Origin of the sequence: Paenarthrobacter sp. YIM B13468, assembly GCF_042788025.1 — a bacterium.
Lineage (GTDB): Bacteria > Actinomycetota > Actinomycetes > Actinomycetales > Micrococcaceae > Arthrobacter > Arthrobacter aromaticivorans.
Window position 1 is genome coordinate 23,218 of record NZ_JBHZPI010000035.1, and the last position, 21,403, is coordinate 44,620.

The following is a 21,403-nucleotide window of genomic DNA, read 5'->3' on the forward strand; positions in this document are numbered from 1 at the left end:
TACCGATGAGAATCGATGGTCAGCGAGCGGGAGTCGTTCCCGCCTCGCTGAGCGCCAGTATTTGCCCTTCGGTGTAACCGAGATCCGCGAGAATGGTGTCGGTGTCGGCTCCCAATCGAGGAGGTGAGACTGGGCACTGGTCGTATGGCGCGGACGTGATAGGGATGCGCACGCTCTTGTACGCCTGGCCATCGAACTCCCCATCGGCGAAGCAGTTCGTGCGGCTCGCCTCCTCACTACGCATGACCTCACCATGGCTCAGCACAGGGCCGGCCACGAGGCCACAGGCGCGGAACCGGGAGGTCCACGCATCCCTCGAACGAGTACTGAAAGCATCCTGCAACTCGGCCCTTAGTAGTGCCTGATTCTGCACCCTCGCGGACACGTCGGCGAAACGCGGGTCCTCCACAAGATCGGGCCTCTCGATGGTTGCGCACAGCAGCCGCCACTGCTCCGGCAGGTACGCGGCAATCTGGACATATCCCCCATCGGACGTCACGAATAGGTCAGTGGGATAGGCCAGCGTCCCGCCGGAGTTGCCTATTCTCGACACCTCGCAACCCGTAATGGAGGCTTCAACGAAATAGTGGCTTTGGAGAAAGGCGCTCACTTGGTAAAGCGACGTACTCAGGTACTGGGGTTCACCGGTCATGTCTCGCAACCGCAGCGAGGCCAGTATCCCTTGCGCTAGCGCCAGACCCGCTGCTGCGTCAACCACTTGAAAGCCAACCTTCATAGGGGAGCCGTTCGGTTCCCCTGTTGCGGCCATGATCCCAGTCTCGGCCTGGACCACCGCATCGACTCCCTTCCGGCTGATCCCCGTGTCCGAGGTTCCAAAGCCGGACAATGACGCATACACGAGGCGAGGTTGAACTTTGATGAGATCCTCGTACCCCAGGCCCAGTCGATCCATTGCCCCGGGACTGAATCCCTGAACAAAGATGTCGCTTCGCGCGACCAGCTCGCGCACGATCTCCCTCGCCTGAGGGTGCTTGAGGTCCAGCGCCATCGACCGCTTGTTTCGGTTGTTCGCCAAGAAGAGCGACTTCACCGAAGTACCGAGTCGCCGAGACAGCTCACCCTCAAGCTGCTCAATTTTGATGACGTCAGCTCCCATGTCGCCGAGCAACATCGTCGCTGACGGCCCCGCCATCAATTGAGTCAAATCAATAACAGTCACTCCCGACAGCGGTTTGACGGTATCCGTACCCTCCACGGCACTATCACGACCCTTCTGGCAGGGCGCCAGTGTACGTGACTTGCGCGGCGGGAACGTGCCGCCATGTGTTCCCCTGCTCAATCTCTTCCAGGTAATGTGCGGCGAGGCCGACAGTGCGGGGCGTTACGATCAGGGCTCGCGCCACGTCCGGCTTGAGCCCGAGATCGAGAAGGAGGGCAGCAGAAGCACCATCGATATTGGCCCCGACCCTACGCCCGATTGCCTCGGCAAGCGCATCCTCGAGGTAGCTGAGCAAAGCGGAGTGATGAGAGAAGACACCCTCCTTTTTGGCCAATTCCAGCAGAATGGGTGTCCTGAAATCAGGGTCGTGCTGTGGGTGACCAAACCCGTCGAGCGGTGCCCGACGCGCCCTACTGTCGGCCACCAGCTCCTTGGCTGCGTTCCGCAGCGTTTCGTCAGTGACATCGCCCTCTGCTGCGACCCGCTGAACGATAGCGCTGAGGTTCCGTGCCAGCTCCTGACCAGCACCACCCTGTATGTCTCCGAAGGTCAATGCGCCGCCTGCGATGGCCGCCTGAAGGGGAACACCGTACGATGCCAGAAGCCTGGCGACCGTGCTGGATGGCGCGATGCTGTGATCCATGACCGAAACGAGAAGAGCTTCAAGAACTCTCGCTTGCCCTTTGGTTGCGCGTTTGCCTGACAGGATCAGGTACGCCACCTCGGCGAATGAAGCGTTGCCGATGAGCTCACTCATCCGCTCGCCTCGGATTATCACGTCGTGAGGTTCGATTTTCGCAATTGCAGTCTCCCACGAGTTGGTGTCTCTTGCAGCCATTCTCACTCCTCATTGATGTTGATTGTGTGCTGGGATTCGCCGATGATCCCGCACTGCATTTACACGCAGTTAGTTGCATTGGCCGAGCTGAGCCGGCCCAAATCCTACAAGTCGCTTGTGCCGTTCTCCGGCACAGCGTACCGGTGTTCAGTACAGCGAATCTATGACGCCCTGCTTCCACTTGTCAAGGCCTCGCATACGCTTCCTCGAATTTGCCCGATAAAGGCGTGGCTAGTGCCATCCGGGCGATCATCTTCGAATGGATGAATCGCAAACCATATAAAGCCGCCTCCGCGGAAGTAGCTCTCCTGAACGGCCTACTTGGTTACCCAGGACCCCCTGACGCCCAGTCTGGGGCGATCTCCCGGCACGGCAGTCCGTCTCTGGAAAGGGCCGGGCTACCCGGTGATCTACATCCAGGCAAGCCCCCGAACTTATGATTTCTGGAACAAGCTGGACTGATTCTCAGCGCTCTTTTGACCTTCAACGACCCACCAATGTGGCTCAAATTTCCGGCTGAATCGGCCTACAGATAGTCGATTACATACAGCTGATTGTTGAAGTTCTCCGGCGAAGTTTAGATTCCGGCCCGCCAGGAACGAAGCCACCAGGGATCTATTAGGGCTGGCCGACCACACTCCTGGCCTCCGGGTCGTAACGTTTGAACGGCACGATACGTATGGTGAAGACTCGGGCGTATCAGCAGCCCAAAATCAGCACAGGCAACGGCGGGATATTGCCGGCCGTTGCCTGTGCTGAATCCGCGAAACCACGGGTTACACGGCATTTGATCCCCGGGGATCGTATGAGATCCGGTGAGCCACACGCACTCTGACTAAATCCGGACCCAGGTTCTAACGAAACCCAGCCGCGAAACTCGACAAGCCCACGGGCCTGGTCAGGCGCCGACGCCGCCTTCTGCCCTACTCAGGAGCCGCAGTTTCGGAACGTCACTCACATCTGCGACGGAAACGAGTGTGTTTAAACTACTTGGTGACCTTGCCCAGGCGCGCTGCGATGGGTGTCGTGAACAGTGGTCTGGTCAGGAACCAAGCTGCGGCGATGACCAGCACGGAGACCAGAAAAATGGCGAGGCCCCACCAGTCCACGACGTCCCGGGAGCCGTAGATGTGGTTCAGGTTCCGCAATGCTCCGGTGAAGAACACCAAGAACACATGCACCACCGTGAAACCAACGAAGTAAAGCATCACCGGAAAGTGCAATGCTCGCGCCCATCCAACCGGGTACAGCTTCGTGAGGCGCTCGGCGCGCTCGGGCCACCAGGTAGAAATCCGGACGCCTGTCATGACCGCCAACGGGGCGGCGACGAACACGGTGAGGAAATAGGCCATTACCTGCAGTGCGTTGTAGTGCAGCCAGCCGTTTTCGGCAGGCCAGTCCAGCGAGGCGTATTGAATGGCCGCTGAGAGCATGTTTGGGAAGACGTCCCAGCTCATCGGTACGATCCGCATCCACTGCCCGCTGACGAATAGCAGCACGAAGAAGATCATCCCGTTGGCCACCCAGAGCACATCAAGGCTCTGGTGCAGCCACTGGGACAATGAGACCTTTTTGGGGCTATTGCCCTTCGGCGAGAAGAACGAGTCCTTCTTCGCAGTCCAGTAGCCAGGAGGCCTTCGCTCCGTACGTACTTGGAGACCCGTGCGGATGATCAGTACGATGAAGAATAAGTTGAGGAAGTGTTGCCAGCCCAGCCAGGGCGGGATCCCGTCCGGAGCAACTTCGGGTTGCCATGCGTGCCCGTCATAGGCCATAAGGAAATCCTGGACACCGTCAAGGGTGCGTAACCAACGGGCGCCAAGCACCACAAGAAGGCCTAGAACCAGCAGAACGGCCGTAATCACGGCTGGCTTCCGCCATGCCGAACGGGCCACGGTCGACCTGTTCGGGGGGACGCTTCCGGCCGCACCTTTTGTGCCGCCCAAACGAGTCGAAGGGGACGCAGTGGCCGTCGGTGTGACCAAACCCGTTTGGGCGGCATCCGCTGAAGTATTCGATAGCGCCTCCACCTCCTGCGCTTCAGCAGCCGGCGAGGCGGAGCCCATCCGGCGCTTGCGTGCAGGAGCATGCTCAGTTGCAGACTCCCGCTGCACCCGTTCATGCGGCGCCTCGTCCGCGGGCAGGTCCATCTCCTCGACCTGCGCCTTGTCGACGAAAGTGGAGGCATCCCCTATGTCGGCCACGGACTCCCCGTCGGTGTGCTCGGTGGTTAGCGGCGTGTATCCAGCCATGCGACGCCGTTTCGGTGCATGTACGGGGTTCTCATCGCTGGTCATAGATCTCGGTCCTTCAACTGGGTATCAACTTCGCTTAAAAATTGGTTGGGGGGCCTCCCCCGGGCCGGTGATCATGGTCCTGGACAGGGAGCGGACTGCCGGCTGCGGTCAACGGCGCCTGTTGTTGATCTCCTCGATCAGCTGTGGGACCACAGTGAACACGTCCCCGACGACGCCGAAATCCGCGACGTCAAAAATAGGAGCATCCTCATCCTTGTTAATAGCAACGATCGTTTTGGAAGTCTGCATCCCAGCCCGATGCTGGATCGCCCCCGAGATCCCCAGGGCCACATACAGTTGCGGCGTTACCGTCACACCAGTCTGGCCAACCTGGTAAGACTGCGGCACGTACCCGGCATCAACAGCAGCACGCGAGGCCCCCACCGCGGCCCCCAACGCGTCGGCAAGGTCCTCCACGAGGCTAAACGCCTCCTTTGAACCGACACCGCGTCCGCCCGAAACAACGGTCTTCGCACCCCTCAACACCGGCCGGCCTGTATTCGCCCCGGCCTCGGCGGCCTCATCGATCGTGGCGCCTTTCGCCGTCATCGTTGCTATGTCAGCCGTAGTGACCTCAGGAGATGCGACGGGTTCGGCCGCGCCCTCTGTACTACCCGGACGCACCGTGACCACCATCAGACCACCCTCCACTGTCGACTCAGTTGTGAAGTCCCCTCCGAACACAGAATGGAAAGCAATGGTCTCTTGACTCTCCTCATCAAAACGAACAGCGACTGCGTCAGCGGCCACGGAACCGCCAGCCACGATTGCGAGTCTGCCAGCTACAGCGTTCGAATCGTTCGTCGCCGGAACCAAAACCAGGCTCGCCCCGTACTCACGGACCGCATCCGCAAGGGCACCGACCTGCGCGGATCCCAGCTCGGTGCCGGCGGTCTCCGATTCGACCAGGTACACGTGGGTCGCTCCCAGTGTCCCCAGGTCAGCGACCAGGTCCCCCGATCGCCCCGGGGCAATAACCGCCACGGCTACGGGATCGCCAATGTCAGCCGCCAGCCTCAGCAGGCCCGCCGCAGTGGACTTCGGCGATCCTTGGCGGGTCGTCTCTATCAGGACCAGAACATTTCCGGTGTTTGCCATGGTGTTTTCCTTCAGCTTTATAACGTCTGTGTCAAAAAGAGATCGCCCTAGTTCAGATGAGGCGCTTTGCCGCCAGGAACTCTGCCAGCTGCGCTGCCGCAGTGCCGTCGTCGACAACCTTCGGGCCAGCCTTCTTAGCAGGCCGGGCCGACGCCGAGACCATCACCGATGCAACTTCCGGAGTGGCGGCGATTCCCACATCGTCCAGCGACCAACCGACCAACGGCTTCTTCTTCGCGGCCATAATCGCCCTGAAGTTTGGAAACCTCGCATCCGCGGACTTCTCCGTGACCGACACTACGGCTGGCAAACCTGACGACAAGCGCAAAACACCGCCATCGATCTGAGCCACACCCGATACGGCATCCGGGGCGATTGTCAGCTCATCCAAGGAAGGCAGCACCGGCCACCCCAGAATCTCGGCCACCATTGCAGGGACCATACCGCCTCGCCCATCCGTGGCCGCGTTTCCGGCGACAACCAGGTCCACCGATCCGAGCTTTCCGACGGCGGCAGCCAGAACCCGCGCTGTCTGCACCATATCGGAACCCGCCAAGGCACCGTCCGAGACCAACACCGCCGAATCAGCGCCCATTGACAACAGCTTCCGGAGGGTCTTGCCCGCGTCCTCCGGCCCCATAGCGAGCACCACAATTTCGGTATCTTCGCGCGAATCCTTGAGCCGAAGGGCATTCTCCAGCGCCCGTTCATTGATCTCGTCCGGCACGGCCTCTGACGCACCGCGGTCCAGCATTCCGGATTCAAGGTCGATCTTACGATCAGACCAAGTATCCGGAACCTGCTTGGTCAACACAACGATCTTCATGGAGAACCTTCCTTGGGGCTATAGCTGCCGCTTTCATGAATCCAACTTACGGGGAGTTAGTCTAAAAAACTAGTTGTTCAACAACTATTTTCTTGGGCGCTAGTGCGGATTCAAAGGTGGATGGTCGAGAACGGGTCAGACGGGGACTTTCAGAACGCGAAAAGCGGTAGCACGCGCCAGTCAACGGCCAAGGAATGACTGGACGAGAACTTGAGCCTCGTCGGTAGCCATACGCCGGCCGATGGTCGAGGCCTCGCGTTCGCCTATCGCCGCCCGCGAAAGGCCAGGGGCCTGCCGCAGCATTGTTCGGACATCGCCGAGCGCACCGGACGCGCCGGATGCCCAGGCCGAGGCCACCTCACCAGCGCGGGCCACTGGGTCGACGGCGACCTCTGTAACAAGTCCCTGGTTGAGCGCTTGACTGGTGTCCAATGGCCTGCCCGACAACGCAAAGGCCAGTGCACGGTGTAGACCCATTGCCTTAGAAAGGCTCACGGATGTGCCACAGTCCGGAGTGAGGCCAATAGAAGGGTAGGCAAACACGAAACTTGTACCCTCCGCTGCGATTATCACATCGGCGGCCAGCATTATGCCAAGCCCTCCACCGGCAACAGCGCCTTGAACGGCCGCCACCACGGGCTTCTGCAGCGCTTCGAGTGCCTGTACAGCCCCATCAATCGTGGCCGCCAGCTTAGAGAGGAATCCGCCTCGGTCTGAGGACTCTGCGAACGCAGAAATGTCGCCACCAGCACAGAACCGCTTGCCGTTACCGGTCAGCAAGACCGCCTTAACAGCATCGTCCTCAGCGATGCGGTCGACCGCCTCTCCGAGCGCCTCCGCGAAGGGCATATTGATCGTGTTGGCTGCCTCCGGGCGGTTGAGTTGCAGGTGTGCGACGCCGCCGGTCGTTGTCAAAGTGACTGGCTTGGGCATCAGATCCTCCGGAAGAGTGCTGCGAGTGCCTGTCCTCCACCAATGCACATGGTGACAATTCCGAGCTCCAAGTCCCGGCGCGCCATGTCCTTCGCAAGACGGAGCGTCAGGATCGCCCCGGTTGCACCGACTGGATGGCCCAAGGCAATGGCACCACCGTAGGGATTGACCTGGGCAGGATCGAGCTTGGCATCCCGGATGACAGCGACCGCTTGTGAGGCGAAGGCCTCGTTAAGCTCAATCGAACCGATGTCCTTTGCCGTCGTGCCGGTCTTCTCGAACAGTGACCTCAACGCAAGCGTAGGTGCATACCCCATGAGTTCGGGTTCCATGGCGGCAGTGGCTACAGCCTCGAGACTAACCAAGCCCTTCAAACCCCGCTCGGTAGCAACTGACTCGCGAGTCAAGACCACGGCCGCGGCGCCGTCGTTGATGCCCGAAGCGTTGCCGGCCGTTACGGTTCCACCAGTGGCAAAGGCAGGACGCAATCCCGCCAAGGTCTCCACGGTTGTCTCTGGTTTGGGGTGCTCATCCGTCTCGGCTGTGAAAGGTCTGCGGCCGGCGACATCGACTGGCGTAATTTCCTCAGCGAAGGCCGCCCGGGCCTCGGGTGCAGCTGCGCGGCGTTGAGATTCGACAGCGAACTCGTCCTGCTCCATGCGGGAGACATTGTATTTGCTGGCTACATTCTCGGCAGTGACCCCCATGTGGGTGCCGTCAAAAGGGTCTGTGAGCATCATGACGGTGCCGTCGCTTAGAGAACGGTCGCCAAGACGGTAGCCTTGGCGTGCGCCGAAGTCGTAGTAGGGCATCCGCGTCATGGATTCGTTGCCGCCAGCCAAGGCGAAGTCAAGCTGGTTCCACTGCATTTCCATAGCTGCCGACCAGATGGCCTGCAGGCCCGAGCCGCAGAGCCGGTTTACGTTGTAGGCCGGAACCCGTGTCGGCAATCCTGCCGCCACGGCAACCCGCCGGGCGTTGTAAGCATCGGCCCCCACCTGGCCAATGCAACCCATGACGACTTCGTCTATGTCGTCGCCGGGAACACCGGAGCGTTCCAAGGCTGCCTTGCTGGCGGTCGCCCCAAGCAAATGGCCGGGGACGTCCTTAAAGATGCCGCCGAAACTGCCGATGGGGGTGCGCGCACCGTCCAGGAGGATGATTTTCTCCATTGTTGGTTCTCCATTGCTGTTAACGTGAATTGTTGGAGTGACTAAGAAGGTAAAGCGCGAGCGACCGAGCCCAAGAGGCCGTGGACTTGTTCTGTATCGGGCCGCTTGGCGTAGTAAAGACCAGGTCTCTCCGGGGCGTAATCAAAAGGTCTGTTTGCTTAGCTGCGAAGTGCGGAATCCGGCAATGTCCAGTCGCCGCTGTGCTTCTGCGTATACGTCCCCGGCAAGGCTTCCTCGAGCCGCGGCCTTGGCATTCTCCCGGACATGTTCAGGAGAGGCTGTCCCGACAATCACGGTTGACACTTCGGGCCGCGTCATCGCGAAGCGAAGGAGGAATCCTTGCAAGTCGTCCCCCTCGAACAGATCGTCAAAGCGGAGATCAGCCCGGCCGTCGGGGGTCTGTTTGGCCAGCGGTGCACGCGCGGTGCCTCCCCGCACGATGACGCCGGCACCGGTGGCGTTGATCAGCGGAAGACAGTTTTCAAGAGAACGGTCGAGTGCGGAGTACGGGATTTGGAAGGTCTCGAATACGCCCAGATCGATGTGGTCAAGGAGGTTCGGAAGTGTCGACGATATGCCGATCGCCCGCACTTTGCCCTCCTCCCGGGCACGCTCCAGTGTCCCCAGCACGTCGTCACGCTGAAGAACCGCCACAGACGGTCCTATGTGGACTTGCACCAGGTCCAAATAATCAGTGCGAAGACGCGAGAGGCTTTGCTCGATTCCTGCGCGTACATTCGCGGGCGAATAGTCATGGACTAGAGGGCCGTTGGACGGGCCGTCAGGCTGGTGGTCCAACGGACAGCCCACCTTGGACGCAAGCAGATACTCCGAGCGACGATGACCTACATAGCGCCCTATAAGCCCCTCACTCTCGCCATAGTCGATGGAAGTATCGATGAATCCGATGCCTTCGTCCAGGACAGTGTTTAGGAGCAATTCCGCAACTCCCTCATCGAGTAAACGAGGCACGCGGTGCGAAGCCCCGCGCAGCTCCATAGCGCCAAATCCCAAGACCGTACTATGCAGACCCGAGCTGGTGAGAAAGCGTTCTTCATAACGAATCATCGACTCAACCCTTTTCCCGGCACCTTTAGGCGACGAGGATGGAGACCACCGCGGCCGTAGCCACCCGTTTCCCCGCGCAGCTGCTGTGCCAGTTCGGATAATTGGGCGGTCCCGGGCGGCCCAATGGGGTGATCCATGGTGATCAATCCGCCGCTCGGGCTGTTCATCAGTTCGGCGTTAGCGAAGAAAACTCGACCAACACGCTCAGCGCCGATTTCAGCATCCGCCAGCGCCACTCGCGCAACCTCTTCAGAAAGACTCCTCCCAGGTCGATCGAGGAACTTCCCAAGAGATGTCGTTCCAATTCCAGCGATCATTACGCGGTCGGTCATAGTTACTCCAGTTCTGCCCCACGAAAGTGGAGCGAGAGTCCGGGCCTGGACGGCAATCGATCAAGTGCCGTCAACCATATCACTTGCTGATCGATAAGCAAGTAGTAGGGACTTCTAAAGATGTGTAGTGCTTTCCTCCAGCACCAGAGGATTAACGGTAGGAAGGGCCTGCTCCGGTGCTCCAGCTCCGACCCTGGTTCTCCTGAAAGCCAGCGTTGCGCCTTGGTCTCGTCCGATGCGCCGGTGGGTGGGCCAGGTTCCGACGACGGTGCGACGCTCCAGAGCGAATATAGAGCCGAGGAGTGTTCTTGCAGTCCCGGGGGCGCAGCGACAAAGCGGCAGGCAAAGAAACCGAGTCGAAGAACTATTGTCTCGAGAAGAAGAGAGCTACCTTGGTCTTCGGTTAGGATCCTGGGCAAAAATACATTGCCAAGGTCTGGGGCGGAGCGCTCGCGGCAAGCCCCTCGAGGTTTACGTCTGACAGCCGAGATCACGGTGACGCGCATGGGTCCCCGGTAGCTGGACGTCGGAGGGTCTATTGGGGAAGGTTACCGCCGTTGATGGGGCATCTCTCGGATGTCATCGTTGATTGTTTGCTTCTTCGTTCAGGTCGTGGCTGATCGGTGCTGCGAACGTGTGTTCGACTAATCGCACTACCTGATCCCTGATGCCACGTATGTCTGCCACCGGGCCCTGCAGTAGACGCTGTAGTGCCAGGCCCCGCATAGCGCCAACGACGAACTCAGCCCCGAGCGCGGGATCGATATCGCTGCGCACCTCGCCCCGGGTAATTCCCACCCGCAGGTTCTCCTCCAACCACGAAAACATCTCCCGGTTGTATTCGGCGACGACTCCGGCTGTTTCCGAGTTCTCCAGTAAGGACTCCGCCAGCAGAAGCAGCAATGTGCGGGTGTTTGTCCACTTCGGATCACTGCGCCCAAGGTAGACGCGGACATAGCCCAGTACCGCCTGCAGCCCCTCGGGTTGCGTCGGCGCAGCCTGCATCTCGTCGGCGAACGAGTTGGTGATGTGCAAGGTCAACGCCCGCAAAAGCGCGCCCTTACTACCGAAGTGCTGAGCAGCCTGTCCCCGGCTGTAACCGGCCGCCTGACCGACATCCGCCAAGGTCATTCCAACCCAACCCTTACGCGAAAGTAATGTCAGGGCAGCGGCCAGAAGCCGCCCCTCCGCCTCCTCACGCCGCTCCTGCTGCGTGCGGCGCCGAGGAACCGCAGGTGGCGCCCCATCACTTCCTGCCCGCACGCTCCCCCGCGCGGACGGCCTCGGCAAAACAGCCCTGTCCTGACCAGCCGCACTCCGCGCAAGCGATCCTACGGCTTCCTGCATTGCCTGCTCTTTACCCATGTAGCACTCCTTGGAACAACCCCGTGTAGCGACTTACTTATCAGCAATCGGAAGTTGTTAAGTGATCCACAATCAAAGATTGAATCTAGCAGGTCGGCAACTCCGATACTGGCGGGCAAGGCTAACGATGACGCGAGTAGGCCTCGATGCCGGCGCCGCAGCTCCAGCAATACCGATACTTTGCCTTCCTCGGAGTAGTGGCAACCCAGGCCCGACCTTGAACGTCCCGTTCTGCGGCATCGGGCAATTGGTTGTCGCACCAATAAATCATACCGATCGCACGCGAGCGGGCCGAAAGCCCCCGCCGTGAGGAGCCCTCACACACGATGGGGGCACGACTGTTAGTCTTTGCCGCTAGAGCTCACCGCTTGTCGAGGTGAAAGGGCTTCCCATTGACCCTCTCGGAGGCGCCCGTCCGGTCCAGGTAGGGCGTGATGCCGCCTAAGTGGAGCGGCCAGCCCGCGCCTGCCATCATGCATAGGTCCACGTCCTCCACCGAGCCGACTACTCCTTCGTCGAGCAGAAGCCCGATCTCTTGAGCCAAGGCGTCCTGGACACGCTCAAGCAATTGTTCCGAAGTGGCCGGACAGTCAGCAAATTCGAGAATGTCCAAGGTGGACCGTGGTATGTGTGGGCCGACGGCAGCGTCATTGGTCCACAGCGAAGTGATGCCGTTGTCGATGAGTCTCTGAACATTGGCGGACACGGGGAACCGGTCGCCGAAGGCGTCATGGAGGGACTCGATAACATGCTGCGCGACTGGAAGGCCAATCATGGACAAAAGGCTAAATGGAGTCATCGGCAAGCCCATGGGCTTGAGTGCCCTGTCCGCCACGTCTACAGGGGTGCCCTGGTCAAAAGCCCTTAATACCTCCGCCATCAGCCGAAGGAGCACGCGGTTCACGACGAATGCCGTAGCATCTCGGACGAGCACCGAGGTCTTCTTCAACTTTTTGCCGAGGACGAACGCTGTGGCCAGGGTTTCATCGCTGGTCTTGGCTGCCTGAACGATCTCGAGCAAGGGCATGGCGGCGACCGGATTAAAAAAGTGAAATCCGATGACTCTCTCCGGGTGCAGTAGGTCAGCGGCCATCTCGGTCACCAGCAGCGACGACGTATTGGTAGCAAGAACGCACTTTTCGGAAACGACGGACTCGACCTCAGCGAGCACTCGCTTCTTGACGGCGAGGTCTTCGAAGACCGCTTCGATCACGAAGTCAGCGTCAGACAAAGCGGTCTTCGAAACGGAACCGCTGACGAGGGCTTTAATGCCTTTGGCGTCGTCCAAGGAAATGCGCTTCTGGTCAAACAGTTTGTCAGCCTGGGCGTGGACGTGACTCACACCTTTATCTACACGGTCCTGGTCGAGGTCCGTCATCACCACTGGGACGCGCAACTCCCGTACAAACAGTAGGGTTAATTGGCATGCCATTAGTCCCGCGCCGACGACGCCGACCTTGTCGATCGGTCGGACCTGCGCCTGATTTGGTGCCAAGGACGGGTTCTTGGCTCGACGCTGCAGAACGTCAAGAAACGCGTATACGGAGTCCTTAAACTGCGGTGTAAGGATCAGTTCACCGAGTACGTTGGCCTCTAAATCTGCAGATTGTGCCTGGTCCAGGCTCCTGCCCAGCTCGAGGAGCTCCAGCAGGCGAGCAGGGGCAGGGGCGGCATTGGACGTCTTTGACTCAACGACGGCCCGGCCCGCGGCCACGGCCGCGTCCCATTCCTCCTGCGATGAGCCTGCAAAAGAGGCCTGGCGTTGGTCAAGTTCTTGCCTGCGTGCCGTGTCGGTGATAATACCGTCCGCCCAGGCCAGGGACTGGCTAAGGAAATCAGGACCGTCGAATATAGCGTCTGCGATGCCGAGCTCATATGCTGACTGACCGTCAAGAACCCTATTGTTGCTCAGCGGGTTCTCTATCATCACCTTCACGGCACTAGCTGGCCCGATGAGTCGAGGAAGTCGGTGCACGCCGCCCCAGCCGGGCACAAGGCCGAGGTACGCCTCGGGCAGAGAAATGGCCTTTGCACCCGTCGAGATTGTGCGGTAGCGGGCTGCCAAGGCAGCTTCCAGACCGCCTCCTATGGCCACGCCATTGATGAAGGCGAAGGTTGGGACGTCCATAGCGGAGAGGGCGCCAAACACTTGATGACCGAGGCGTGCTATAGCTCGGGCTGATTCCAAGTCCTCTAAGCCTTTCAAAGCCTTCAGGTCTGCACCGGCCACAAAAAACCGGTTCTGGCCAGTAATGCCAACACCGGTCACATGTCCGGCGTCCACCCGTTCCGCCACTTCTTGAAGCAGCCCCCGTAACGCCTCCAGGGACTCGGGCCCAAAGGTAGCGGGTTTGCCCTCACCGCCGGTCAGCGTGATAAGAGCGAAAGTGCCTGCTCCAGGCAGTTGCACTTCTGTCAGCTGTGCGTTTGCCGACAGGCGGCGGATAGGTTGGGCACCAAGATCACCGGGTTGGGTCATTGCGCGAGGCGGCAGTGTCATAAGTCGTTCCTAGCGTTGAGAGTCGCAACTAGCAGTGCGAAGGAGCGGATCGAGGCACACGTTACGAAAGAGCATCGTGACCCATGCAAACCTTGGCGGCCGACTCGCAATTCTGCAGCAGACAAAACGTGGGAATCGTCGTCGTGCAGAAAGGCCAACACATGCGGAGCCGGCCAGTGCATGATGACGAGCTCCTCGCTCGCATACGCCCTTGCCTGCGTCGTAAAGATAATACTTGTTGGTCAACTATGACCTTCTGCGTAGCATTTTGCAAGCGCAGTGAGTGGGCCATTCACAGATATAGCGCGCAGAAGTACCCTATCGACGAACGAGCAGTATGCACGGTTGTGATCAACCGAAGGGCGCTTCCAATTCGGACAAAGCCACGAAGGCGATCGCCACATCATTGCTGCCAGGAACGCCGCCGTCCCGATGCTGGAGTGTAAGTAGCTCCGTCGCGAAGCCTCGCCAGAGGACATCGAGTCGATGCCGGGCACGTGACAGCATCGCCTGGATATGGGTTCTTCCCTTCGAACCTTCAGCGCCAAAAGCCCGGAGAGGTAAAAAACTCGCAAGAGCCGCCGGCCGTAGCGTCGGCCGGCGGACCCGAAGGCGGTGAGGTCTCCGCCGGTGTCACCAAGGAATTCCACAGCAAGGACGGGTCCGAACCGGGGCATGCTCAACGGCCACTCGAGGTGCTGGCGTTCAGTGACTTCCTCACTGATGCGCGCATCCAGTTCGGCCAGTTCCTCATTCAAGCAGACAATTCTCGCGGGCGAGGGCTGCGACAATCCCATCCCCTACGTGCTGCGCCGGAACGATGGTGGGCTGGGACTTCGCTGCCTCGCTATGATGACATTGATTTGGGTCTTTTCGTTCTAGCTATCGTGATGCCGTCTTTTACCAAAGTACGAAGCGTATAACGTACAGCAAGATCGGCCGGCAGTGACATGACCCGCATGGTCCCAGTCATGTTGCCACAGTGCCTTGTGGCTGATGCAGACCACCTGTTCGTGTGGTGAAAGCAGTTCAACCTGTTGCCTGTCAGTAAGGGGTAGGAGGTTTACGAGGGTCCTGTCGATTCCGATGGTGCGTTTGTCTGTGCCGGTCTTCGGCGTACCTGTGTAGTGGCCCAAAGTGTTGTCGCGTTTTGATGCTTTCGCGATTCTTGCGGCCGGTACTCGTGCTGCCAGATCGATGTAGGCAATTTGAATCGCGGTCGCTTCCCCGAGGCTGGTTCCTCTCATGACGAGGAACCGCACGAACGCTTTGTGGGTCTTCGTCCATGGAGGAGCCGACAGATCGCAAAGCTGGGCCTGACCCAGTGACCGAGGTCGAGGATTCCGGACACGACGGGAGGGAGTCCTGCCGCGCCCGGAAACACCGACGCCGTCGATGGACGCCGTTGCAGCCCTAAGCGTCGCGGACAGCGCGGTTGGCGGCGGAGATGACTGCCTTGAGCGCCGCCGTGCTGGTGTTGGCGTCGATGCCGACGCCCCACAGCACGCGCTTCCCCACGGCGCATTCCACGTACGCTGCAGCCAACGCGTTGCCACCCTCGGAGAGAGCGTGCTCGCTGTAGTCCAGAACCCGGACGTCCACGCCATCCTCCTGGAGAATGGTCAGGAGGGCAGCGATTGGGCCGTTGCCCGTGCCGACGCGCTGAACGTGTACGCCGTTCACGGTGAGTGAGACGCGGAGCGTCATGCCCTCGTCGTCATCTGTTTCCGTCTTGACCCCGCCCAGGCAGTAGCGACCCCACTGCCCGTCAGCCTTATCGGAGGGCAGGTATTCGTCCTGGAAGATCTGCCAGAGCTGCGCGCCGCTGACTTCCCCGCCTACGGTGTCGGTGCGGTGCTGGATGACGCTGGAGAACTCGATTTGCGCCCGACGCGGCAGGTCAAGGCTGTGCTCGTTCTTGAGCAAGTACGCCACGCCGCCCTTGCCGGACTGGGAGTTGACGCGGATCACGGCCTCGTAGCTGCGTCCCAGGTCCTTGGGATCGACCGGCAGGTATGGAACCTGCCAGATGAAGTCGTCCACAGCCTTGCCCGCAGCGGTTGCGTCCTTTTCGAGGGCTTCAAAACCCTTCTTAATGGCGTCCTGATGGGAGCCTGAGAATGCCGTGAAAACGAGGTCGCCACCGTAAGGCGTACGTTCCGGGACCGGCAGCTGGTTGCAGTACTCCACAGTCCGGCGGACCTCTTCAATGTCCGAGAAATCGATCATTGGATCGATGCCCTGGACGAAAAGGTTCAGGCCCAGGGTGACCAGGTCCACGTTGCCGGTGCGCTCGCCGTTGCCGAACAAACACCCTTCGATCCGGTCGGCCCCGGCCATGTATCCCAGTTCGGCGGCCGCAACGCCCGTTCCTCGGTCGTTGTGCGGGTGCATGGACAGGATGATGCCTTCGCGCGGGTGCAGGTGCCGGCTCATCCACTCGATGGAATCGGCATAGACATTGGGTGTGGCCATTTCCACTGTGGCAGGCAAGTTGATTATGACCTGCTTGTCAGCGGAGGCCTCGAAAACATCGGCGACGGCATTGCACACCCGCACCGCGTACTCCAGTTCCGTACCAGTAAAGGATTCCGGTGAGTATTCATAGATCACGTGCGTGTCAACGAGCGTTTCCTCGTACTTTTTGCACAAACGGGCGCCATGCAGGGCGATGTCGAGAATGCCATCCTCATCCTGGTTGAACACCACCCGACGCTGCAGCACGGAGGTGGCGTTGTAGAGGTGCACGATGGCCCGCTTCGCGCCGGCCAGGGACTCGTAGGTTCGCTCGATCAGGTGCTCGCGGGCTTGGGTCAAGACCTGGATGGTGACATCGTCCGGGATGTGTTTGCCCTCGATGAGCTGACGGACGAAGTCAAAGTCGGTCTGCGAGGCGGACGGGAACCCTAGCTCGATTTCCTTGTAGCCCATCTTGACCAGCAGCTGGAACATTTTCAGCTTGCGGGCCGGGCTCATGGGGTCGATGAGCGCCTGGTTGCCGTCGCGCAGATCAACGGCGCACCAGCGCGGTGCCTTGGTGATGATTTTGTCGGGCCATGTGCGGTCAGGCAATTCGACACTGATCTGGTCCTGGAATGGAAGGTACCGGTGAATAGGCATTCCTGAGGGTTTTTGTGCGTTGCGCATGGCGTGGGGCCTTTTCTCTAATCTTGGTGGAAGATTGGCCGGGCATAGCCAACACCGCGGCGAGGATGGGCCTTGCGCTAGATCGCGTCTGAGGCCTCGCCGCGGCAGCTAAGAAGAAGGAACTCTGCACGCACCCTTGGAGTGTAGCACGGGTGTTCCTCCACGGTTCCCTGGAAGCCCTTCACGTCACGCTCCTAGACGGGCTCTAAGCATTAAGACAAAGCGGCATCGACCGCGGCGCCGCCCGCATCCGCCCGTTACCCGGGCCACCCCACAAGGCCGTTTTCTCAAGCCCGCAACCCCACGGAGAGGCTCCCGAGCTCCTAATGCTGACAGCCAGACGCTGATTGCCCTGAGGACAGCTCCTCCTCTGCAGGTAAGTGCACGAGCGCGTCGTCGTGGGTTGCCAGGGCTCTCCACTGTTTGAAGGTGTTGAAGTTTCGTTCGACGAAATTGCGGCCCTGTAGTCCTCTTTGTCGAAGCCCGGGGCTCAACCGCCAGCGAATCCTCGCCGCCTCCGGTGACCGATCTGGTCGGAGGACTGCGGGATAACAGCGACGATGCCAGGATCGCGTAGGTGGGTTCGGATGGCTCTGGATGAGTAGGCCTTGACGCCCCGAACCGAACCCGGTCCGGGCGGGTGGGCGGCTTGGCCGGACCGGCACGGCTGGTCCTCAACTGTCCCTTCTGGCAGATGAAAATCGGCACGCATCTCTGCCAAGGTCAACGCATTCCAGAAAGGGAGCGGCTTAGGCCGAGTTGCCACAGACACTGTTTAGGCCTGTGATAGTAAAGCGCTACCGTTGCTAACCAAAAACTAACTTACTTATTGACTCGCAACTATATTGGCGTATGCTGCTATCTCAGAAGTGTGAATCGAGATCGCCGGCCAGGTTCCTGGTCGAAAGAGCAGAGGATTACATGTCACTGGATCCAGCACAACGTAGCTCGCTCGTTCTTCCAGTCGTGTGTGCACCCATGGCAGGGGTGTCCGGGCCTGACTTGGTTCGGGAGGCATGCAAGTCAGGAATTATGGGCGTTTTGCCTAGACACAACGCCGTGGACACCGCACAATTCGCGGATTGGCTCCGTCAGATCCGTAGAGGTCTTGATCAGCATAAGGAACGATATCCTGCTGCGATCATCGGTCCTCTGGCAGTGAATTTCTCTCGGCGCTGGGCCGCTGATGAAATGAGAGCAAACCTTGATCTCTGCGATCGGTACGGGGTGGAGGTCATCGTCAGCGCCATGGGCGATCCCACCGAACTCACCCAGACTGTTCACGGGTGGGGTGGCAAGGTCTATCACGATGTCACGAGCATGCGTTTCGCTGAGAAGGCGATCTCTGCCGGCGTTGACGGCCTGACGTGCATTGTGGGCGGAGGAGGTGGCCACTCCGGGCTACTCAGCCCATTCGTCTTCATTCCGCAGGTGCGGAGTATATTCGATGGCACGGTCCTGTTGGCCGGAGCCATTTCAACCGGCGCCGCGATTAGGTCAGCAGAGATCCTCGGTGCAGATCTTGCATATCTGGGGACTCGCTTCATTGCGACAAAGGAGGCGAATATACCTCCGGACTATCGGCGGATGCTTGTGGAGTCGAGGTCGACTGATCTGATCTACACGAGCAGCGTAACTGCCGTTCCGGCCAATTGGTTGAAGCCCTCACTCGCCTCAGTCGGCTTAGATCCTGAGGATCTGCCGGTCTCCTCCGGCCGCGGTAATTATGACCACCTGCCGCCCAACACCCGACCATGGCGTGACATCTGGAGTGCCGGCCAAGGCATTGACCTCATCGCCGATGCTCCTTCCGTAGCGGAATTGGTTCAGCGCCTATGTATCGAGTACCAAGCTGCCTGCCAGATTCCCGCATTCCGACCACCCTTTGAAACCCGCGATAATTCCGATGCCGTTGACGCCTAGCAAAATGCAGATGGCGACGCAGCGGCATACCCACGCACTCGATATTGCAGGCGTGGTACCGCCTAGCCATTCGGCGACATGGGTCGGTCCAAACGCGACGGTACTGCCCGTCGCAGATTGCTTAAGTAGTGGCAGTCGGATCCGCAGGTACTCCAACCGCGACGTCAGATGGCACAACCACCCGACCCTCGTGGTAGATCGCCGCTCCTTTCTAGGAGTGTCGGCATGACAGAGCTCAGAATTGACCATCCCGCAGCGGGAGTGCTCCGCTGTCGGTTGGACGGACCCGATACTTTGAATGCGCTCGATGATCCGGTCAAGCGTGCCCTGGTGGAGCAAATTGTCCGGTCGGCTTCTGAACCTGAGGTGCGGGTTCTGATGCTGACTGGTGCTGGCCGCGCGTTCTGTTCCGGAGGCGATATTCGAGGTATGGGGGAACGCACTCCGGCGGAGATGAACCAGGTGCTGACGTACGGCCGCCAGATTACCGAAGGCCTGTCCAATCTGCAGAAGCCGGTGGTGGCTGCCGTGAACGGCATTGCCTCGGGAGCTGGTTTCAATCTTGCCCTTGCCTGTGACCTCATCGTGGCCGCCCCGCAGGCTTGGTTCCAGCAGTCGTTCGTTAAATTGGGGCTGATGCCGGATATGGGAGGAACGTACCTGCTCGCCCAATCCATCGGGCTGCACCGTGCCAAGGACGCAGTGCTGAACATGCGCAGGTTTTCCGCGCATGAGGGCAAACAGTTGGGGTTCGTCGCAGAAGTGCTGGAGGGTGAGTCTTTTGACGACCGAGCAGTCGCGTACTGTGCAGCGCTTTCCCAACGAGCCCCCCTGGCCGTCGGACTGACCAAATTACTTACCAACCGCTCAGTAGACGGCACCCTCGGAGACGCACTGGATCGCGAGGGTCTTGCTCAAGGAGTCCTCGCAGCCACTGAAGACCATAAACGTGCCGTTAACACGTTTCAGAGCAAAGGAGACCTCAACGCCATCGCGTTCACAGGTAACTGAATCAACAGTCTCCTTCGCAATCGAGGGCAAGATCGCACACGTCTCCCTTCAACCGTGATGAACTAGTGGCACATGAGGATGCCTTGATAATCAACTCTTCCAGGTCGGGCGCTACTTCAGCGTTGCCTGCGATGTCCGGCACGGAAGCCTTCCCTCCAGAGTTTATAACCGCATGGCCGAAGCCGGAGATCGTTTAACGCCTGGGTGACGGGTGTGCAGTCCGGAGTGCGCAAGAGCTGGGCTATCAGGTCGAAGAGCTCTCCATGTACCTCATCGAAAGCGCTGTTCGGGATCACAAGTAACAACGACTTCCAACACCGGCCTAAATACTTCCGCCACCATTCACAGAAATATGAACATCTGCTCCTCGTGAAGCGGGGTACACCCCAGGTAGTGGGTTTGGACACTGAAACAGGACCAAATCCTTCTGCGCCGATTGGTTAAACCACCACTAGCCAAACAGTTCACTTGGGGCAGAATCAACTCATGCTGCTGAAGTGAGGGTTTGGATTCGTGTCCTGATTGGCAGCGCAAAGGTCACTCAAGACCACTCAAACGGCACGAACTTTACAGCCGTCGACTACGGGCTCAACGTAAGGAGACCATCTGAGGGTGTGCATGCAGAGGGAGCCAGCTGGATGCGTAAGCCGATCTTGGCCATGGCCGCAGAGCCAACCACGATCTCAACGTGGCCTTACAGTATCGCCGTTAGGATTCGATAGTTTGTGTTGGGCGCCGGAGGGCAAAGTATGAGGCCCGCGGCGCGGTGCTTCCAGGGACACTACGCTGGACTTTCCGCGACCAGGTCAAGGACCGGGCGACTCGGCTCCGCAGCACCGACATCATGGCTGATGAAATTTGAGAAACCAGCCCGAATCGACCATGCCCGAGGTCTTCGTCGGGCGATTCCGCGAGCTGGCGGCAGCGATCGAGGCTGGAGACCGCCAACGAGCAAGGGCGCTAGTGAGCTCACTCGAAGAACCATCCCAGCGTGCTGCGGACTAGACGCAGCGTCTCCGCACGCGACCTCGAGACTAGATCTCGACCACCTTGAGAAGAAGAAGGGTATTTCACCATGAACCACTCGCAGACAGGAAGGACGGGGCTCGAACTTGTCGATCTTGACCATTGCGGGATGTCGTCTGAAGCAACCCTGTTGGATGAGAGTCAGCTCCCGGGCAAGGACCTAGCCGCTGTTGAGTTATCAGAAAACGACATCGAGGCTGGGTACCGCCTGACATCCGAGTCGCTGCCGCAGGAGGGCGTTCCTGCCGGGAAGTACTACCACTTCCGGTGGACCAGCCACACCGTCTACCCCGGCGTCCCTAGCAGCGTCTACCTTTACCTGCCCCATGGTGCCGAGGAGGCCGAGTCGGTCAACCTGATGGTCTGCTTGGACGGCCTGGAATACGTTGGAGAGCATGTCCGTGCCACTACGGTGCTGGACAACCTCGTGCACTCTGGCGAGATCCCAATGACCGTGGGCCTGTTCCACAACCCTGGGGAGACGGGACCGGGCTACCCGATCTACGGCGGCAACACAAACCGTGCTGTCGAATATGACACTGTCAGCGGAGACTTCGCCCGCTACCTCGTAGAGGAACTGTTTCCGGTCATCCGGACCAAGGTCAGGCTCACGGATGACCCGAAGGGCCGGGTCATCTGCGGCTTCAGCTCCGGTGGCGCAGGCGCCTTCACCGCGGCCTTCCATCG

15 protein-coding genes are annotated in these 21,403 nt (G+C 59.8%); 3 read left to right on the top strand and 12 right to left on the bottom strand.

The window, feature by feature from the left end; all coding sequences use genetic code 11:
• Nucleotides 1–19: 19 nt before the first annotated feature.
• From ACFX4T_RS24070 to leuA, 12 genes are all read right to left on the bottom strand, one after another.
• Complete coding sequence (locus tag ACFX4T_RS24070; RefSeq protein WP_377654778.1) at nt 20–1,216, bottom strand: CaiB/BaiF CoA transferase family protein; 1,197 nt, start codon at nt 1,214–1,216, stop codon at nt 20–22.
• Between the two features lie 7 nt (nt 1,217–1,223).
• On the bottom strand, nt 1,224–2,018 hold the full coding sequence (locus tag ACFX4T_RS24075) for a citrate/2-methylcitrate synthase (protein WP_377654780.1): 795 nt from the start codon (nt 2,016–2,018) through the stop codon (nt 1,224–1,226).
• A gap of 986 nt (nt 2,019–3,004) precedes the next feature.
• Nucleotides 3,005–4,315 (bottom strand): cytochrome b/b6 domain-containing protein, encoded by a 1,311-nt coding sequence (locus ACFX4T_RS24080; RefSeq protein ID WP_377654782.1) that lies wholly within the window; start codon nt 4,313–4,315, stop codon nt 3,005–3,007.
• A 108-nt stretch (nt 4,316–4,423) separates the two neighbouring features.
• Complete coding sequence (locus ACFX4T_RS24085; protein ID WP_377654784.1) at nt 4,424–5,413, bottom strand: electron transfer flavoprotein subunit alpha/FixB family protein; 990 nt, start codon at nt 5,411–5,413, stop codon at nt 4,424–4,426.
• A 52-nt stretch (nt 5,414–5,465) separates the two neighbouring features.
• The gene (locus ACFX4T_RS24090; RefSeq protein ID WP_377654786.1) at nt 5,466–6,239 is read right to left on the bottom strand and encodes an electron transfer flavoprotein subunit beta/FixA family protein; all 774 of its coding nucleotides are present in this window, start codon (nt 6,237–6,239) and stop codon (nt 5,466–5,468) included.
• Between the two features lie 180 nt (nt 6,240–6,419).
• Complete coding sequence (locus ACFX4T_RS24095; protein WP_377654788.1) at nt 6,420–7,172, bottom strand: enoyl-CoA hydratase/isomerase family protein; 753 nt, start codon at nt 7,170–7,172, stop codon at nt 6,420–6,422.
• Nucleotides 7,172–8,344, bottom strand: coding sequence for a thiolase family protein (locus ACFX4T_RS24100; protein WP_377654790.1), 1,173 nt, complete (start codon nt 8,342–8,344; stop codon nt 7,172–7,174). Before ACFX4T_RS24100 ends, ACFX4T_RS24095 begins: the two co-directional genes overlap by 1 nt.
• A 141-nt stretch (nt 8,345–8,485) precedes the next feature.
• Nucleotides 8,486–9,412, bottom strand: coding sequence for an aldo/keto reductase (locus tag ACFX4T_RS24105; protein ID WP_377654792.1), 927 nt, complete (start codon nt 9,410–9,412; stop codon nt 8,486–8,488).
• Nucleotides 9,409–9,744, bottom strand: a complete 336-nt coding sequence (locus tag ACFX4T_RS24110) for a hypothetical protein (protein ID WP_377654794.1) — start codon at nt 9,742–9,744, stop codon at nt 9,409–9,411. The genes ACFX4T_RS24105 and ACFX4T_RS24110 overlap by 4 nt, the downstream gene beginning before the upstream one ends.
• Before the next feature lie 579 nt (nt 9,745–10,323).
• Nucleotides 10,324–11,109 (bottom strand): TetR/AcrR family transcriptional regulator, encoded by a 786-nt coding sequence (locus ACFX4T_RS24115; RefSeq protein ID WP_377654796.1) that lies wholly within the window; start codon nt 11,107–11,109, stop codon nt 10,324–10,326.
• Nucleotides 11,110–11,470: 361 nt separating this feature from the next.
• Complete coding sequence (locus ACFX4T_RS24120) at nt 11,471–13,609, bottom strand: 3-hydroxyacyl-CoA dehydrogenase NAD-binding domain-containing protein (RefSeq protein WP_377654798.1); 2,139 nt, start codon at nt 13,607–13,609, stop codon at nt 11,471–11,473.
• A gap of 1,413 nt (nt 13,610–15,022) precedes the next feature.
• A complete protein-coding gene (leuA, locus tag ACFX4T_RS24125) occupies nt 15,023–16,756 on the bottom strand; it encodes a 2-isopropylmalate synthase (RefSeq protein ID WP_377654800.1) in 1,734 nt (577 codons plus the stop codon).
• A gap of 921 nt (nt 16,757–17,677) precedes the next feature.
• Here leuA and ACFX4T_RS24130 point away from each other — a divergent pair.
• The 3 genes from ACFX4T_RS24130 to ACFX4T_RS24140 form a co-directional block, all read left to right on the top strand.
• Nucleotides 17,678–18,679, top strand: a complete 1,002-nt coding sequence (locus ACFX4T_RS24130) for an NAD(P)H-dependent flavin oxidoreductase (RefSeq protein WP_377654802.1) — start codon at nt 17,678–17,680, stop codon at nt 18,677–18,679.
• A 225-nt stretch (nt 18,680–18,904) separates the two neighbouring features.
• Nucleotides 18,905–19,690 carry an enoyl-CoA hydratase/isomerase family protein gene (locus ACFX4T_RS24135; RefSeq protein WP_377654804.1) on the top strand — a complete coding sequence of 262 codons (786 nt, stop codon included), beginning with the start codon at nt 18,905–18,907 and terminating at the stop codon, nt 19,688–19,690.
• A gap of 1,135 nt (nt 19,691–20,825) precedes the next feature.
• Nucleotides 20,826–21,403 (top strand): alpha/beta hydrolase (locus ACFX4T_RS24140; protein WP_377654806.1); only part of this gene is annotated, 578 nt, incomplete at its 3' end.

Bases quoted from the DNA above. Each gene is read 5' to 3' on its own strand.
- ACFX4T_RS24115 (WP_377654796.1), bottom strand. From the start codon at position 11,109: ATGGGTAAAGAGCAGGCAATGCAGGAAGCCGTAGGATCGCTTGCGCGG.
- ACFX4T_RS24095 (WP_377654788.1), bottom strand. From the start codon at position 7,172: ATGCCCAAGCCAGTCACTTTGACAACGACCGGCGGCGTCGCACACCTG.
- ACFX4T_RS24075 (WP_377654780.1), bottom strand. From the start codon at position 2,018: ATGGCTGCAAGAGACACCAACTCGTGGGAGACTGCAATTGCGAAAATC.
- leuA (WP_377654800.1), bottom strand. From the start codon at position 16,756: ATGCGCAACGCACAAAAACCCTCAGGAATGCCTATTCACCGGTACCTT.
- ACFX4T_RS24090 (WP_377654786.1), bottom strand. From the start codon at position 6,239: ATGAAGATCGTTGTGTTGACCAAGCAGGTTCCGGATACTTGGTCTGAT.
- ACFX4T_RS24120 (WP_377654798.1), bottom strand. From the start codon at position 13,609: ATGACACTGCCGCCTCGCGCAATGACCCAACCCGGTGATCTTGGTGCC.
- ACFX4T_RS24100 (WP_377654790.1), bottom strand. From the start codon at position 8,344: ATGGAGAAAATCATCCTCCTGGACGGTGCGCGCACCCCCATCGGCAGT.
- ACFX4T_RS24080 (WP_377654782.1), bottom strand. From the start codon at position 4,315: ATGACCAGCGATGAGAACCCCGTACATGCACCGAAACGGCGTCGCATG.
- ACFX4T_RS24085 (WP_377654784.1), bottom strand. From the start codon at position 5,413: ATGGCAAACACCGGAAATGTTCTGGTCCTGATAGAGACGACCCGCCAA.
- ACFX4T_RS24135 (WP_377654804.1), top strand. From the start codon at position 18,905: ATGACAGAGCTCAGAATTGACCATCCCGCAGCGGGAGTGCTCCGCTGT.
- ACFX4T_RS24110 (WP_377654794.1), bottom strand. From the start codon at position 9,744: ATGACCGACCGCGTAATGATCGCTGGAATTGGAACGACATCTCTTGGG.
- ACFX4T_RS24105 (WP_377654792.1), bottom strand. From the start codon at position 9,412: ATGATTCGTTATGAAGAACGCTTTCTCACCAGCTCGGGTCTGCATAGT.
- ACFX4T_RS24130 (WP_377654802.1), top strand. From the start codon at position 17,678: ATGTCACTGGATCCAGCACAACGTAGCTCGCTCGTTCTTCCAGTCGTG.